The organism is Candidatus Pseudothioglobus singularis PS1 (assembly GCF_001281385.1).
GTDB classification, from domain to species: Bacteria; Pseudomonadota; Gammaproteobacteria; order PS1; family Pseudothioglobaceae; genus Pseudothioglobus; species Pseudothioglobus singularis.
In genome coordinates this window covers 1562829-1578055 of the sequence record NZ_CP006911.1, presented here as the reverse complement: position 1 = coordinate 1578055, position 15227 = coordinate 1562829, and the positions used below count along the sequence as shown (strand labels likewise).

Below are 15227 nucleotides of genomic sequence, written 5' to 3'. Positions count from 1 at the left end.
GGAGTTTGAGATGACAATAAAAGTTGGAATTAATGGTTTTGGTCGAATTGGAAGAATGGTATTTCGTGCGATTGATAAGGATTTTGATAATTTAGAGGTGGTTGGTGTAAACGATCTTCTTGATAATGATTATTTGGCTTACATGTTGCGATATGATTCTGTTCATGGAAGGTTTGGTAAAGACGTAGCTGTTGAAGGCAACAATTTTGTTATCGGCGGTAAAAAGATTCGCCTGACTGCTGAACGCAATCCTGCAGATTTGAAATGGGGTGATATTGGTGCTGACCTTGTAATTGACTGTACTGGATTTTTTCTGACTGAAGAAGGTTGCCAAGCTCATTTAGATGCAGGTGCAAAAAAAGTAATTCAATCAGCTCCATCTAAGGATAGTACTCCAATGTTTGTTTTCGGCGTAAATCATGATGCTTACGATGGTCAATCAATTATTTCAGCCGCTTCGTGTACTACAAACTGCTTGGCACCAATTGCCAAAGTACTGAATGATGAATGGGGTATTAAGCGTGGATTAATGACCACAGTCCATGCTGCAACAGCTACTCAAAAAACTGTTGATGGTCCGTCAATGAAAGATTGGCGTGGTGGTCGTGGTATTTTGGAAAACATAATTCCTTCATCTACTGGAGCTGCAAAAGCTGTTGGTAAAGTATTGCCAGAATTGAATGGAAAATTGACTGGAATGGCCTTTAGAATTCCTACCTCTGATGTTTCTGTTGTTGATTTAACAGCTGAGCTCAACAGCTCCTCTGATTACGATGCAATATGTGCAGCAATGAAGTCTGCATCTGAAGGTTCAATGAAGGGTGTTTTAGGATATACGGATGAAAAAGTAGTTTCTACGGACTTTGTTGGAAGTACTTGTGCCTCAACATTTGATGCAGAGGCAGGAATGTCAATGGATGACACTTTTGTTAAAATGGTATCTTGGTACGATAATGAGTACAGCTATACATGTAATTTACTTCGTTTAGCTGGCCATATTTCACAATAGGCCTTATTTTATTGAGTTGGAGCATTTGATGAATTTACTAAAGATGACTGATTTAGACCTGAATGGTAAAAGAGTTCTAATTAGACAAGATTTAAATGTTCCAATAAAAAATGGTGAAGTAACAAGTGATAAAAGAATTGTTGCATCATTGCCAACTATCCTTCATGCTATTAAAGCTGGTGCTAAAGTTATAATTACCTCGCATTTGGGAAGGCCTAATGCTGGTGAGTATGAAGAAAAATTCTCACTTCGACCTGTTGCTGATCACCTTTCAACATTGCTTGGACAGAAAGTCAGGCTTGAATCTGATTGGCTAGAAGGCGTTGAGATGGAGTCAGGAGAAGTAGTTCTCTGTGAGAATGTAAGATTTAATGAGGGCGAAAAAGAAAACGACGAGACCTTATCTAAAAAAATGGCAGCTTTATGTGACGTTTGTGTCCAAGATGCTTTTGGAACTGCCCATAGAGCGCATGCTTCTACATATGGCGTTACTCAGTTTGCACCTATCGCTTGCGCAGGTCCTCTTTTGGTTGGAGAGCTTGAGGCTCTTGGTAAGGCACTTGATAATCCTAAAAGGCCAATGGTTGCAATTGTTGGTGGTTCAAAAGTATCCACTAAACTAACTGTATTAGATGCCCTATCTAAGATTGTTGATCAGCTAGTAGTTGGAGGTGGTATCGCAAATACATTTATTGCAGCCCAAGGCCATAGTGTTGGACAATCTTTATGTGAGCATGATCTCATTCCAACAGCTCAGGCTTTAATGGAAGATTGCCAAATTCCAGTTCCTGGCGATGTTGTTTGCGGTAAAGAATTTTCAGAGTTTGCAGCAGCAGACACTAAAAATGCAACTAGCGTTGCCTCAGATGATATGATCTTTGACATTGGTCCCAATTCAACAGCTGAACTATGCGAAATTATGAAGAACGCTGGAACAATTGTTTGGAATGGTCCCGTAGGAGTTTTTGAATTTGATCAGTTTGCAAATGGCACAGAGCAGCTTGCAAGAGCAATAGCAGAATCTGAGGCATTTTCGATTGCTGGAGGCGGGGATACACTGGCTGCAGTTGATAAATTTAATATTGAAGATAAAATTTCTTATATTTCTACAGGCGGTGGTGCCTTTTTAGAGTTCCTAGAGGGAAAAAAACTTCCAGTTGTTGAAATACTTGAGGAAAGATTACAAAATTAATGATTAATAGACGTACTAAAATCTTAGCAACACTCGGTCCATCAACGGATAATCCAGAAGTTTTAAAAGGCATTTTGGATGCAGGAGTGAATGTTGTGAGAATCAATTTTTCTCATAATAACGAAAAAGAACACTTAGAGCGTATTGCTCAAATAAGAAAATACGAAAAAGAGAATGATAGCTTTATTGGAATCTTGATGGATTTACAGGGTCCAAAGATTAGAATTTCAGGATTCAAAGATGGAAGTATAGAGCTGAAAAAAGGTGATCATTTTGCACTTGATGCTGAACTTGATGAATCTGAGGGTAGTCAGGATTCTGTTGGAATCGCCTATAAGGAGCTCCCAAATGATTTAAATGTGGGTAATACGTTGTTGCTAGATGATGGAAAGATAATTCTAGAGGTCCAGCAGATTAAGGGACAAAAAATTCTAACTAAGGTATCGCAAGGTGGAATTCTTTCTAACAACAAAGGAATTAATCTGCGAGGTGGCGGCTTAAGTGCGAGCGCGCTGACTGAAAAAGACAAACAAGACATTATTACTGCGGCTAAAGCTGACGCAGATTTCGTTGCAATTTCTTTTCCTATTAATGCAGATGATGTTCGTGAAACAAAGAGACTTCTAATGGATGCAGGTTCTAACGCAAGTGTCATTGCAAAAATTGAAAGAGCAGAGTCTCTTCAAGAAGACGTCATTACTGAAATCATTCAGGAGTCGGCAGGCATTATGGTAGCTCGAGGTGATTTAGGAGTTGAAATTGGTGATCCTCAATTACCCGCTCAGCAAAAGCGATTAATTTTGTTAGCTAGAGCTAATGATAGATTTGTGATTACTGCAACTCAGATGCTTGAATCAATGATTATGAGCCCTATACCTACAAGAGCTGAAGTTTTTGATGTTGCAAATGCTGTTTTAGATGGTACTGATGCTGTCATGCTATCTGCTGAAACAGCAGTTGGTAAGCACCCAGTGAATGCTGTTAAAACGATGAATGATGTATGTCTAGAGGCTGAGAAGAGCCCAACAGCAAAAGTTTCTCATCATAGACTTCATGAAAATTTTGAAGGTATTGATGAAACGATTGCATTGAGTTCTATGTATGCAGCCAATCACCTAGGCGCTAGAGTTGTTGCTACACTCACTCAGACAGGTAAAACAGCGCTATGGATGTCTAGAATTAGTTCAAATATTGCAATTTTTGCTATGTCAGATAATTATAAAACATTAAAGAAAGTTACTATTTACAGAGGAGTCTATCCTTGTTATATTGACAAAACTAGCGCCGATGATTGGAATGATGTTAATAGTCATGTTATTGAAAATCTTGAGGATAGGGCTGAGGTGACTAATGGAGATATTGTTATTGTTACAAAGGGTATGCATAAAGATAAATCGGGTGGAACAAACTTGATGAAAATTTTGCGTGTTGGTGATGGAAATTATTAAAAGAAAATAAAAGGGTAAATATTATGATAAATAATCAAGAAGAGTTAAGACAAACGGCCAATCAACTTTCTGCGAAAGGCAAAGGACTGCTTGCAGTAGATGAATCTACTCCAACCATAGGTAAAAGACTTGCTGGAATTAATGTTGAGAATACAGAAGAGAATCGCCAGGCATACAGAGGCATGCTTTTCACCTCAGAGGGCCTTGGTCAATTTATCAGTGGTGCAATCCTTTTTGAAGAGACTCTATATCAAAACCATGCTGATGGTGAGACCATGGTTTCAAAGATTAATAAGCTCGGAATTATTCCTGGTATTAAAGTCGACAAAGGTTTAAGTCCGCTTGCAGGTGCTCACGAAGTTGAAACTTGGTGTAAGGGGCTCGAGGGCTTAGCTGAGAGAACTGCTGAGTATTATAAGCAGGGCGCGCGATTTGCAAAATGGAGAGCTGTTTTACAAATTACTGCTGACGGTTGTCCAACTGATTTAGCAATTCGCGAAAATGCTTGGGGTCTTGCAAGGTATGCAAAGATTTGCCAAGAATCTGGACTTGTCCCAATTATTGAGCCAGAAATCCTAATGGATGGTGACCATACAATTGAAACAACAGCAGAGGTTCAAGAAAAAGTTTTAGTTGAAGTCTATAAAGCTTGCTCAGAAAATAAAGTTTTCTTAGAGGGAACATTATTGAAGCCGTCAATGACTGTTTCAGGAGCTGATAATAAAAATAAAGCTGGATCTGAAGAGGTTGCAAAAATGACAGTAAGAACAATGAATCGTTGTGTTCCTGCCTCAGTACCTGGGATTATGTTCTTGTCAGGTGGTTTAACAGAAGAAGATGCTTCTGTTTATCTTAATACGATGAATAGTATTGAGCATAAAAGTTCAACTAGTCTCACGTTTTCATATGGTAGAGCGCTTCAACAGTCATGCTTACAAGCATGGAGTGGAACTAATATTGAAGCAGGCCAAAAGGCCTTAATGGCTAGATGTCAAGCGAATTCAGAAGCTTCAACTGGAGACTATGTTGCGGGCTCTCAGCCTTCATCACAAGAGACTCTTTTTGAGGCAGGCTATAAGTATTAGTATCAGCTCAATAAAGCAACCAATGACTTAATTTATCAAGTTAAAGTCTTAAAGCGTATAATGAAGGGCCCGATTAATCGGGCCTTTTTTATTGATAGGCAAAAAAAGATGAACCAAAGTAAATATTATCCTGTGATTGTTGTCGGCGGTGGTCATGCTGGAACTGAGGCTGCATTGGCTTCTGCAAGGATGGGTGTGGATACACTATTAATCACACATAATATCGAGACACTTGGTCAGATGAGTTGCAATCCTGCTATTGGAGGAATTGGTAAAGGACACCTGGTAAAAGAGATTGATGCAATGGGCGGATCAATGGCACAAGCGATTGATTTAGCAGGCATTCAGTTTAGAACTCTGAATGCATCAAAAGGGCCCGCTGTTAGAGCAACAAGAGCACAGGCAGATAGACTTTTATACAAGGGTGTTATTAGAGAGAAGCTCGAAAACCAAGACAACTTAACTTTATTTCAGCAACCAGTCGATGATTTAATTATCGAAAATAACCGAGTAAAGGGTGTCATAACCCAGATGGGGCTTGACTTTTTTGCTGATAAGGTCATTCTTACTTCTGGTACGTTTTTGGGTGGAATCATACATATTGGGCAACAAAATTATCAGGGTGGAAGAGCGGGTGATGCTCCAGCCAATATTTTGTCAGAAAGGTTGCGTTCATACGATTTGGGAGTAGGAAGGCTAAAAACTGGAACACCACCACGTCTAGATGGAAGAACCATAAACTATAGTCTTCTTCAAAAACAAGAGGGTGATACTCCATTACCTAGTTTTTCTTTTATGGGTAAATCATCAGATCATCCAAAGCAAATTTCTTGTTTTATAACTCATACTAACGCTAAAACTCATGAGCATATCACGAATGGATTAAAGGACTCTCCACTATTTAGTGGAAAAATTGAAGGAATTGGTCCGAGATATTGCCCATCAATAGAGGATAAAGTGGTTAGATTTTCTGAAAGAGACTCTCATCAAATTTTTGTTGAACCTGAAGGCCTCACAACACATGAGGTTTATCCCAATGGCATATCTACATCATTAGCTTATGATGTTCAGGAAGAGTTTGTAAACTCAATTAAGGGTTTTGAAAATGCCAAGATTATGAGACCTGGATACGCAATCGAATATGATTTTTTTGATCCGCGTGGATTAAAACAAACACTTGAGGTCAAGAAAATCTCTGGTCTATTTTTTGCAGGGCAAATTAATGGAACGACGGGTTATGAAGAGGCAGCTGCACAAGGTTTACTTGCGGGGGTTAATGCTGCTCTGCAAGTACAAGAAAAAAATCCTTGGATACCTAAGCGAGACGAATCTTACATCGGGGTCATGGTTGATGATTTAACCACTAAGGGTGCAACTGAACCCTACAGAATGTTTACTTCTAGAGCAGAATACCGATTACTACTTAGAGAGGATAATGCTGATGAAAGGTTAACCCCCCAAGCAAGAGAGTTGGGACTTATTGATGATAATCGTTGGCAGTCATTCAATGGCAAATATGAGCAAGTAGCACTTGAAAAAAAACGGCTCAAATCTTTTTGGATTCAGTCAAGTGATGCCCAAGCTGAGGATGTGCTTGGAATTAAACTTAGTCATGAGTACAGTCTAGAAGCGTTGCTAAAAAGACCAAATATAGATTACAAACTTCTTAGTAAAATCGAAAGCGCCAAGCCTTTTTTAGAGGATAGATTAATCATTGAGCAAGTAGAAAACCAAATTAAATATGAAGGTTACATCAAGAGACAGCTAGATGAAATTGAAAAATATCGTAAAAATGAAAATACGAAACTTTCCTCAGATATTGACTATTCAGAGATTAAAGCTCTATCTAATGAGGTCAGACAAAAGTTAAACGAGTTTAAACCTGAAACCATCGGTCAAGCTAGCAGAATTCAAGGGGTAACTCCCGCTTCCATTTCAATATTATTGGTCTTTCTCAAAACTTATAAAACATTGTCGTGAGTGAGATCAAAAAATTGCTTTGCGAGGGCGCAAAGACAATGGATGTTTCACTTACAGATGAACAGGTTAGACAACTTTTAGATTATCATGCGCTTATTAATAAATGGAACAAGGTTTATAACTTAAGTGCCATAAGAGATCCTCTTGAGTCTATAAAAAAACACTTTTTGGATAGTTTCTCGATTTTAGAGTTTATCAAACCAGGATTATTACTAGATGTTGGTTCTGGAGCTGGCTTGCCAGGTATTATCATTGCAATTATGAAGCCTAAAACCAATGTTTTTGTAATCGATAGTGTTGGAAAGAAGTGTCGTTTTATGCAAACAGTTAAGACTGAGCTAGGTCTTGAAAACTTAACGGTAATAAATACTAGAGTTGAATCTTTTAATTACCCCGAATCGTTTTCCCAAATAACTTCAAGGGCTTTTGCTTCAGCGATTGATACAGTTAATAAAACTAAGCATTTGATAGCTAATGATGGGCGATATTTATTAATGAAGGGTGACAATATCGCTTTAGAAAATATTGAAAATATGGAATCTAAAGTACATATTTTGCAGGTTCCATTTGTTTCAGATAATCGTTCACTTTTAGAAATTAAGATATAATTTTTTATTATGCAAATAGTTGATTCCCATTGCCATATTGACCGAGTTGATTTAGACGCCTTTGGTGGAAGTATGGAGTCAATGCTAAGGCATGCAAGTGAATTATCTGTTTCTAAATTTTTATGTGTTTGTATTGATTTGGAGCATTTTGAACAAGTTCATAATCTATCGCTTACCTACCCAAATATATACTCATCCGCTGGGGTTCATCCAACAGAAACAAATTGTAAGGATCCATCTGTAGAAGAGTTATTGGAGTATGCGGATAAAGAAAAGGTTATTGCGATTGGCGAGACTGGTTTAGATTATTTCCATGTTAGAAAAGATGAGGCAGATTGGCAAAGAGAGCGTTTTAAGAGGCATATTGAAGCGTCTAATGTTTCTGGTAAGCCTATGATTATCCATATGAGAGATTCTAAGGAGGATACGATTGAAATGCTCTCTAAAGAGAAGGCTCAAAAAGGCGTTATGCATTGTTTTTCAGAGGACTTACATACTGCTGAAGCTGCTCTAGATCTTGGATTCTATATCTCATTTTCTGGAATTTTGACTTTTAAGAGCGCTGAATCTTTAAGAGAGGTTGCTAAAAAAATTCCGGCTGAACGAATCTTAGTAGAGACAGATTCTCCTTACTTAACCCCAGTCCCTAAAAGGGGTAAGCCTAATAGCCCGGCTTACACATATTACGTAGCAGAAAAACTTGCTGAGATTCGTAATACAAGTATTTCAGAGATTGCCAAAGTAACTACTCAAAATTTCAATAGACTATTCTTCACCTAAACTAATGATCAATCATGACTCACCAAGATTTATAACTGTTGATGATTTTTCGGTTGGTCAGAGACTTGATAACTATTTAATTAAACAGCTTAAGGGTGTTCCAAAATCACGAATTTATCGAATTATCCGTAAAGGCGAGGTAAGAGTTAATAAAGGTAGAAAAAAAGCTGACTATAAACTTAATTCAGAAGATGTTGTTCGAATTCCACCAATCAGGACTTCTTCAGCAAAAGATATAAAGCCATCTGAGGACCTACTAGCGTTACTTAATTCTTCAATTCTATATGAGGACAAGGGACTTGTTGTAATCAACAAGAGGCATGGAATGGCCGTTCATGGTGGAAGTGGAGTTTCGATCGGAATCATTGAGGCGCTCAAGTCACAATATAAAGAGCCAATAGAGCTGGTTCATCGATTAGATAGAGCCACCTCGGGTTGTCTAATTCTTGCAAAAAAAAGATCAGTTCTTAAATCACTTCATGAACAGCTGGTAAATCACGAACTAGAAAAAAGATACACAGCACTTGTTAAAGATACTTGGAGCAAGAAAAAACATACTATAGATGCGCCTATCTATCAAAACTCTAGATACAGCGTTATTGACTCAAAAGGCAAGGAATCATTAAGCCATTTCCATCCAATCAAAAATTTCCAACTGGGAGACTTCAGCGCATCATTAGTCGAAGTCCTAATTGAAACAGGCAGAACCCATCAAATTCGGGTTCATGCTCAGTATGCCAAGCATCCTGTGGCCCAGGATAATAAATATGGAGACAGCTTATTTGATCAGTTTATGAAAAAGAAAGGTTTAAACCGATTATTTTTGCATGCAAAAACTATTACATTTACTAATCCAATGAACAATGAGATCCAAAAAGTTACAGCACCATTACCTAATGATCTAGAAGAATTTTTAAATAAATTATGAATGCATATATCCAATTAATGAGGCTAGATAAACCTATAGGCATATTACTTCTTCTATGGCCAACCTATTGGGCACTTTTTTTGAGTGCAGGTGGATGGCCAGATTTTGATTTATTGATTATATTTACTTTGGGTGTTATCGTTATGAGGACTGCCGGGTGCGTTATTAATGATTTTGCCGATCGAAACATCGACAAATATATTAAAAGAACAAAAGATAGGCCGCTCACCTCAGGCCAAATCTCACCAAGGTCCGCCTTAATATTGTTTTTTATATTGCTATTGATAGCTTTAGCTTTAGTTTTGCAAACTAATCAACTTACAATTAAGCTTTCATTTATAGCGCTATTTCTCGCATCGCTATACCCCTTTACAAAGCGATGGACTAACCTACCTCAGTTTGTATTAGGGGCCGCATTTGGTATGAGTGTTCCTATGGCATTCAGTGCGCAAACTGGTTCATTGCCTATCACTGCTGGAATTGTATTTCTTGCAACGCTTGTATGGACACTGATCTATGACACGCTATACGCAATGGCAGATCGTGATGAAGATATCCAAATTGGAGTAAAGTCAACCGCTATTTTGTTTGAAAAGTACGATCAGATCATCATCACTTTGTTACAAATCTTGCTCATTTTAATTTTTATAGTGATGGGAAATATATTCAAATTAGGCCAAATTTATTACTTTTCTTTAATAATTATTGCTATTTTCATGACTTATCATCAGTTTTTAATGAGAAAACGTCAAAATGAGCAGTATTTTCTGGCCTTTTTAAGCAATAATTACATTGGTATGACTGCGTTTGCAGGGATTTTCTTATCTGTGGCCCTATAAAGTTAAATTTTGTTGTTTTTTTGCAACTTCTAGTCAATTTTTGAGCATTTTTGCTCTTTTTTTAGTTTTTTTCATCAATTAAACTTGACACTCTGATTTCATTACTATAAAAAGTCCACCAATCGGCAAAGATGCTGATTATCTTTATAATTAATGGAGAGAAAATATGTTAAGTAATGTAACTGGTTGGATTAAAAAATTAACTGAAGCAGGTGTTGGTCTTGTAGCACTTGCAGTTGTTGTTCAAGTAATATTTGGCTCAAGCGCTTCATTCCTTCCTGGTGATGTTGTGGCTAGGTTAACGGATATGATTGGTGCTCTTGGTAGCGCTGGCTTAGTTGGTTTAATTACAGCAGGTTTGTTGTATACCATCTTTTCTAAGTAAACATTTCATATTTACTCAAGAAGAACCCGCCTAACGGCGGGTTTTTTAATATATAAATGAAATAATTCTGTGTTATTTAAATTGAGATTAGAAGATCTTAGCTAATTATTAGCCATTCTGAGTCTTGAAAACTTGACACACTGATTTCGATACTATAAAAAGTTTAACAATCAGCGAAGAATCTGGTTATCTTAAAATTAATGGGGAGACTATATGTTAGATAATGTAATTGGTTGGGTAAAAAAATTAACTGAAGCTGGTGTAAGTATCATTGCACTTGCAGTTGTTGTTCAAATAATTTTTGGTAGTCAAGCTGCATTTCTACCTGGTGATGTCATAGCTAGATTAACAGATATTATTATGGGACTTGGTTCTGCAAACTTGGTCGGCTTAATTGCTGTTGGTTTGTTGTATAAGATCTTTACTAAGTAATCAATACTAGCTTAGTAAAAAAACCCGCCTTACGGCGGGTTTTTTATAATCTAATTAAGTCAAAATTTAAATTCCTCTAAGGAGTTCATTTATGCCTACTTTTGATCTTGTCTTGGCGTCAACCTGTTTGACTATAACCGCACAATAGAGAGAATAACTTCCATCAGTAGAGGGAAGGTTGCCTGAAACTACAACTGATCCAGCTGGAATACGTCCATAACTGACTTCACCTGTCATTCTATTAAAAATTTTGGTTGATTGGCCAATATAAACTCCCATCGATATAACAGCTCCTTCTTCAACAATGACACCCTCAACTACTTCCGATCTGGCTCCAATAAAGCAATTGTCTTCAATAATAGTTGGACTCGCTTGCAAAGGTTCTAATACCCCACCAATACCAACACCACCTGAAAGGTGGACATTTTTACCAATTTGCGCACAAGATCCTACTGTGGCCCATGTATCAACCATTGTTCCAGAGTCAACATATGCACCAATATTTACATAAGATGGCATTAAGACCGTATTTGGGGCGATGTATGAGCCTCTTCTTGCAGTTGCAGGCGGGACTACTCTTACGCCTGAAGCTTGAAATTCTTTTAAAGTAGTTTCAGCATATTTAGATGGAACCTTGTCAAAGTACTGTGTAAACCCAGAGGGCATGGGGACATTGTCCGCAAGTCTAAACGATAGTAATACTGCTTTTTTAAGCCACTCATTGACTTCCCAATCACCAATGCCTTTTTGCTCTGCAACCCTAGCCTTTCCAGAGTCAAGCAAATGTATTGCTTCATTAACTGCTTCTTTGACCTCAGAGCTAGCTGATTCTGGTGTGAGATGGTTACGATCTTCAAAAGCTGCTTCAATAATATTTTTCATAATTCTTAGCTTAAAAAAAGGAAGAATTATATCATTTACATTGCTTTTAAAGCTATTTAATGTTCGTGATGGTGGTTGTGATGATGCTCATAAGTTGCCATTAAATCATTGATTTGATCAGCAAATAAGTCATTAAATTTCTCATCCTTTAAAATTGACTCTGGAAGTCCTTCACAGCAAATGTGGTGATAGAGGCATAAAACCTGAGTTGACTCTTTCATAACTCTATGGAGATCATGGGATACCATTAGAACCGCGCAATTTTGTTGTTGATGTATGTCTTGAATTAACTTGTAAAGCTGCATTTGCCCATCAACGTCAAGATTTTGAGCAGGCTCATCCAGTATTAAAACATTTGGCTTGTTGAGAAGTGCCCTTGTTAACAATACCTTTTGCAATTCACCGCCAGATAAGTTTTTTAAAGGGGATTTAAGTAAATCCTTTATTCCTGTTAGCTCAAAAGTCTTGAGCATAAATTCAGAGTCTAATTTTTGATTTAAGGTTAAAAAATCCTTTACAGAGATCGGTATAAAAGGATTGGCTGAAAAAGTTTGAGGTGTGTAGCCTAGTCTAATGTTATCAGTATATGTTATATCACCAGAGTCCTGCTTAATGACGCCCAACAGGACTTTAATTAAAGAGCTTTTGCCAGCTCCATTTGGGCCTATTAATGTTATAAATTCACCCTCATGGAGTTTAAAGCTAACATCATCAAGGACATTTTTTCCATTATGGCTTAGGCTTATATTGTTAAGTGTAATTAGAGCGTCAGACATCTTTACATTTTATATAACAATTTATATACAGACTCAATATATATATTTTGAAATAGCAAATTTATAACTTAGTTTTCAAGAACAACAAAACTTAGTTTAGATGTAAAATTTGGACATGGCCCACCCACTCATTTTAGTTGACGGTTCAGCGTTTTTATTTCGCTCATACTTTTCAACTATATCTCAGAATTTAACCAATGATAGTGGTTTTCCTACTGGAGCAATGTTTGGCGTCGTGAATGCCATTAAGCACCTACAAAGAAAGTACCAAGGAGCAAAACTCATAATGGTATTTGATGCGAAAGGGTCCAATTTTCGCCATCAAATGTTTCCTGACTATAAGGCAAATAGAAGTCCCGCTCATGATGACTTAATTATTCAGATAGAGCCTCTATATAAAATTATTCGCGCTATGGGTTTCCATTTCTTATGTGTTGAAGGTGTTGAGGCCGATGATGTCATTGCTACATTGTCAAGATTTGCAGCTCAAAGTGATATTGAGACAATCATTGCAAGCGGTGATAAAGACCTCTTCCAGCTTGTCGGTGGAAATATTAAGCAACTAGATATGAAAGGGAAATTATATAGTGAAGCTGATGTCAAAGAAAAAATGGGAGTTAATCCTAATCAAATTTTAGATCTGCTCGCTTTAACAGGTGATTCTGCAGACAATATTCCCGGTGTGCCGAGTGTTGGGCCTAAGACTGCATCTAAATGGCTTGAGCAATATTCTAATATTGAAGGAGTCAAAGCCAATGCTGAGAAGATTGGTGGTAAGGTAGGTGAAAAACTTAGGGAATCTTTTGATTTATTAGACCTCTCTTATCAATTAGTTCAACTTAAGTTTGATGTTCAGCTGCCTTTTGATATTTTAGAAGAGGAGCCTGGAGAAAATACAGAAGAATTAATTGCCCTATACAAAGAGTTTGGCTTCTCTATGTGGTTAAAGCAGTTAGATGAAAAGAATGAGACTGTTCAAATTAATTCACAAGAAAAAGAGATACCAGAATCTCCAAACACTGATGCCAAAATATCGATGGATGACTATACTAAATCGTTAGTGCTCACTGAAGATGAATTTACATTGTTATTATCGAAGTTATCCTCTAGCAAGTCCTTTGTATTTGATCTTGAGACAAATAGTCTTGACTATATGGAGGCCGAAATCGTTGGATTCGTTTTCCTTATTGAAAAGAGCAGTTATTACGTCCCAGTGGCCCATGATTATTTGGATGCTCCAGTGCAGCTTCCAAGATATATGGTATTGAATTCTCTCAAGTCAATTTTAGAAAGTGAGGTAATAGGCAAAATTGGTCAGAACTTAAAGTATGATGCCCATGTTTTAGCTAATGTCGACATAGAGCTCAATGGAATTGTTGATGACACAATGCTTAAATCTTATTGCTTGGATTCAGTAGCAAGTCGCCACAACATGGATGACTTGGCGCTGCATTATTTAGATCACACTACAATCCATTATTCAGATGTAGCTGGAAGCGGTAAAAAACAATTAACCTTTAATCAGGTCAGTATTGATGAGGCAATGCCATATGCCTGTGAGGATGTAATTGTGACAAATGAACTTAATAATTTACTTGAGCTAAAACTTCAATCCTTTCCTAAGCTTGTAGCGTTGTACAAGAGTATTGAAATTCCATTAATTAAGGTCATGCTCAGACTGGAAAGGAACGGTGCACTTTTAGATGAGACATCTCTTTTTAATCAGCAAGTTGAAATAAAGGCTGAGATGGCTAGCATTCAATCAAAGGCATTTGAAGTAGCAGGTGATGAGTTTAATCTGGAGTCGCCTAAGCAAATACAACAAATATTATTTAGTGAGGAGGGTTTTGGGCTTGAGCCAAAAAAGAAAACAGCCAAAGGCCAACCATCCACAAATGAAGAAGCATTAAAGTTGTTAGATCATCCCTTAGTTGACTTAATTCTTTCCTATAGAACTCTGACAAAGTTAAATTCTACATATCTAGAAGCACTTCCTAAACAGATCAATAGAAGAACAGGTCGACTGCATACCTCATATCATCAGGCTGTAACCGCAACTGGCCGACTTTCATCATCAAAGCCTAATTTTCAAAATATCCCAATAAGAACCGAACAGGGTGCTCAAATTAGGTCCGCTTTTATCGCTAATAAGGGAAGCATTATTCTTGCTGCCGATTACTCTCAAATTGAATTGAGGATTATGGCCCATATCTCAGAGGATAAAAACTTACTCACTGCCTTTAATAATAATGAAGATGTCCACCGATCAACCGCTTCTCAGGTTTTTGATACAGAAATTTCTAAGGTGACTAAAGATCAGCGTCGAAAGGCTAAAGCCATTAATTTTGGCCTAATTTATGGAATGAGTGCATTTGGTTTAGCTAAACAAATCGATGTTTCAAGGACGGAAGCCAAACAATATATAGATGGCTACTTTGAAAATTATCCTGGTGTCCTTCAATTTATGAATGAGACAAAAGAGAAAGCGAAATCTCAGGGATATGTTGAGACAGTATTAGGTAGGAGGCTTTATTTGCCTCAAATTAATTCTAAAAATAAAATGCTTCAGCAGCATGCATTGAGGACTGCTATTAATGCTCCTATGCAAGGGTCATCTGCTGATATTATCAAAAAAGCAATGCTTAATATTCAGGATTGGATTGATTCAGAAGGCCATGAGATCAAGATGTTTATGCAAGTGCATGATGAGTTAGTATTTGAGATCAACTCTGAAAAGGCTGATGAGTATGCAAATAAAATAAAATTAATGATGTCGAATGCTTTAAAGCTGCACATCCCCCTTGAGGTTGATATTGGTATTGGATCAAATTGGCAAGAGGCTCATTAGCTTTAAAGTAGATGTTTTACAGCGGACGCTGAAAG

At 37.3% G+C, this 15227-nt stretch carries 14 protein-coding genes; 12 read left to right on the top strand and 2 right to left on the bottom strand.

From position 1 onward, the window contains the following. Window positions 1-10 precede the first annotated feature (10 nt). The 11 genes from gap to W908_RS07895 all read left to right on the top strand — a co-directional run bounded on the left by gap (window position 11) and on the right by W908_RS07895 (window position 10686). Window positions 11-1009 carry a type I glyceraldehyde-3-phosphate dehydrogenase gene (gene gap, locus W908_RS07945; RefSeq protein ID WP_020027153.1) on the top strand — a complete coding sequence of 333 codons (999 nt, stop codon included), beginning with the start codon at window positions 11-13 and terminating at the stop codon, window positions 1007-1009. Window positions 1010-1037: 28 nt separating this feature from the next. Continuing rightward, window positions 1038-2201: a phosphoglycerate kinase gene (locus W908_RS07940; RefSeq protein WP_020023812.1), complete on the top strand. Its 1164-nt coding sequence runs from the start codon at window positions 1038-1040 to the stop codon at window positions 2199-2201. Next, complete coding sequence (gene pyk, locus W908_RS07935) at window positions 2201-3649, top strand: pyruvate kinase (RefSeq protein ID WP_053820648.1); 1449 nt, start codon at window positions 2201-2203, stop codon at window positions 3647-3649. The genes W908_RS07940 and pyk overlap by 1 nt, the downstream gene beginning before the upstream one ends. 23 nt (window positions 3650-3672) lie before the next feature. Then, a complete protein-coding gene (locus tag W908_RS07930) occupies window positions 3673-4734 on the top strand; it encodes a class I fructose-bisphosphate aldolase (protein WP_020023810.1) in 1062 nt (353 codons plus the stop codon). A gap of 108 nt (window positions 4735-4842) precedes the next feature. Beyond that, window positions 4843-6714, top strand: coding sequence for a tRNA uridine-5-carboxymethylaminomethyl(34) synthesis enzyme MnmG (gene mnmG / locus W908_RS07925; protein ID WP_053820813.1), 1872 nt, complete (start codon window positions 4843-4845; stop codon window positions 6712-6714). After that, window positions 6711-7322, top strand: coding sequence for a 16S rRNA (guanine(527)-N(7))-methyltransferase RsmG (rsmG, locus tag W908_RS07920; RefSeq protein WP_053820647.1), 612 nt, complete (start codon window positions 6711-6713; stop codon window positions 7320-7322). Before mnmG ends, rsmG begins: the two co-directional genes overlap by 4 nt. A 9-nt stretch (window positions 7323-7331) precedes the next feature. Then, window positions 7332-8102, top strand: coding sequence for a TatD family hydrolase (locus tag W908_RS07915; RefSeq protein WP_020026280.1), 771 nt, complete (start codon window positions 7332-7334; stop codon window positions 8100-8102). Between the two features lie 4 nt (window positions 8103-8106). Further along, the gene (locus tag W908_RS07910) at window positions 8107-9030 is read left to right on the top strand and encodes an RluA family pseudouridine synthase (RefSeq protein ID WP_053820646.1); all 924 of its coding nucleotides are present in this window, start codon (window positions 8107-8109) and stop codon (window positions 9028-9030) included. Next, a complete protein-coding gene (gene ubiA, locus W908_RS07905) occupies window positions 9027-9869 on the top strand; it encodes a 4-hydroxybenzoate octaprenyltransferase (protein ID WP_053820645.1) in 843 nt (280 codons plus the stop codon). Before W908_RS07910 ends, ubiA begins: the two co-directional genes overlap by 4 nt. A 166-nt stretch (window positions 9870-10035) precedes the next feature. Then, window positions 10036-10254 (top strand): hypothetical protein, encoded by a 219-nt coding sequence (locus tag W908_RS07900; protein WP_020023804.1) that lies wholly within the window; start codon window positions 10036-10038, stop codon window positions 10252-10254. 213 nt (window positions 10255-10467) lie between these two features. Next, on the top strand, window positions 10468-10686 hold the full coding sequence (locus W908_RS07895; RefSeq protein ID WP_020023803.1) for a hypothetical protein: 219 nt from the start codon (window positions 10468-10470) through the stop codon (window positions 10684-10686). 66 nt (window positions 10687-10752) lie between these two features. On the opposite strand, the gene dapD is transcribed toward W908_RS07895, so the two are convergent. Together dapD and W908_RS07885 are read right to left on the bottom strand one after the other, a co-directional pair. Next, window positions 10753-11568, bottom strand: coding sequence for a 2,3,4,5-tetrahydropyridine-2,6-dicarboxylate N-succinyltransferase (gene dapD / locus W908_RS07890; RefSeq protein WP_053820644.1), 816 nt, complete (start codon window positions 11566-11568; stop codon window positions 10753-10755). A 56-nt stretch (window positions 11569-11624) separates the two neighbouring features. After that, on the bottom strand, window positions 11625-12344 hold the full coding sequence (locus tag W908_RS07885) for a metal ABC transporter ATP-binding protein (protein WP_020023801.1): 720 nt from the start codon (window positions 12342-12344) through the stop codon (window positions 11625-11627). 115 nt (window positions 12345-12459) lie between these two features. On the opposite strand from W908_RS07885, the gene polA reads away from it, so the two are divergent. Next, window positions 12460-15192 carry a DNA polymerase I gene (gene polA / locus W908_RS07880; RefSeq protein ID WP_053820643.1) on the top strand — a complete coding sequence of 911 codons (2733 nt, stop codon included), beginning with the start codon at window positions 12460-12462 and terminating at the stop codon, window positions 15190-15192. Window positions 15193-15227: the final 35 nt, after the last annotated feature.

Bases quoted from the DNA above. Each gene is read 5' to 3' on its own strand.
- W908_RS07940 (WP_020023812.1), top strand. From the start codon at position 1,038: ATGAATTTACTAAAGATGACTGATTTAGACCTGAATGGTAAAAGAGTT.
- ubiA (WP_053820645.1), top strand. From the start codon at position 9,027: ATGAATGCATATATCCAATTAATGAGGCTAGATAAACCTATAGGCATA.
- polA (WP_053820643.1), top strand. From the start codon at position 12,460: ATGGCCCACCCACTCATTTTAGTTGACGGTTCAGCGTTTTTATTTCGC.
- W908_RS07885 (WP_020023801.1), bottom strand. From the start codon at position 12,344: ATGTCTGACGCTCTAATTACACTTAACAATATAAGCCTAAGCCATAAT.
- W908_RS07910 (WP_053820646.1), top strand. From the start codon at position 8,107: ATGATCAATCATGACTCACCAAGATTTATAACTGTTGATGATTTTTCG.
- W908_RS07915 (WP_020026280.1), top strand. From the start codon at position 7,332: ATGCAAATAGTTGATTCCCATTGCCATATTGACCGAGTTGATTTAGAC.
- gap (WP_020027153.1), top strand. From the start codon at position 11: ATGACAATAAAAGTTGGAATTAATGGTTTTGGTCGAATTGGAAGAATG.
- W908_RS07900 (WP_020023804.1), top strand. From the start codon at position 10,036: ATGTTAAGTAATGTAACTGGTTGGATTAAAAAATTAACTGAAGCAGGT.
- mnmG (WP_053820813.1), top strand. From the start codon at position 4,843: ATGAACCAAAGTAAATATTATCCTGTGATTGTTGTCGGCGGTGGTCAT.
- W908_RS07895 (WP_020023803.1), top strand. From the start codon at position 10,468: ATGTTAGATAATGTAATTGGTTGGGTAAAAAAATTAACTGAAGCTGGT.
- dapD (WP_053820644.1), bottom strand. From the start codon at position 11,568: ATGAAAAATATTATTGAAGCAGCTTTTGAAGATCGTAACCATCTCACA.
- W908_RS07930 (WP_020023810.1), top strand. From the start codon at position 3,673: ATGATAAATAATCAAGAAGAGTTAAGACAAACGGCCAATCAACTTTCT.
- pyk (WP_053820648.1), top strand. From the start codon at position 2,201: ATGATTAATAGACGTACTAAAATCTTAGCAACACTCGGTCCATCAACG.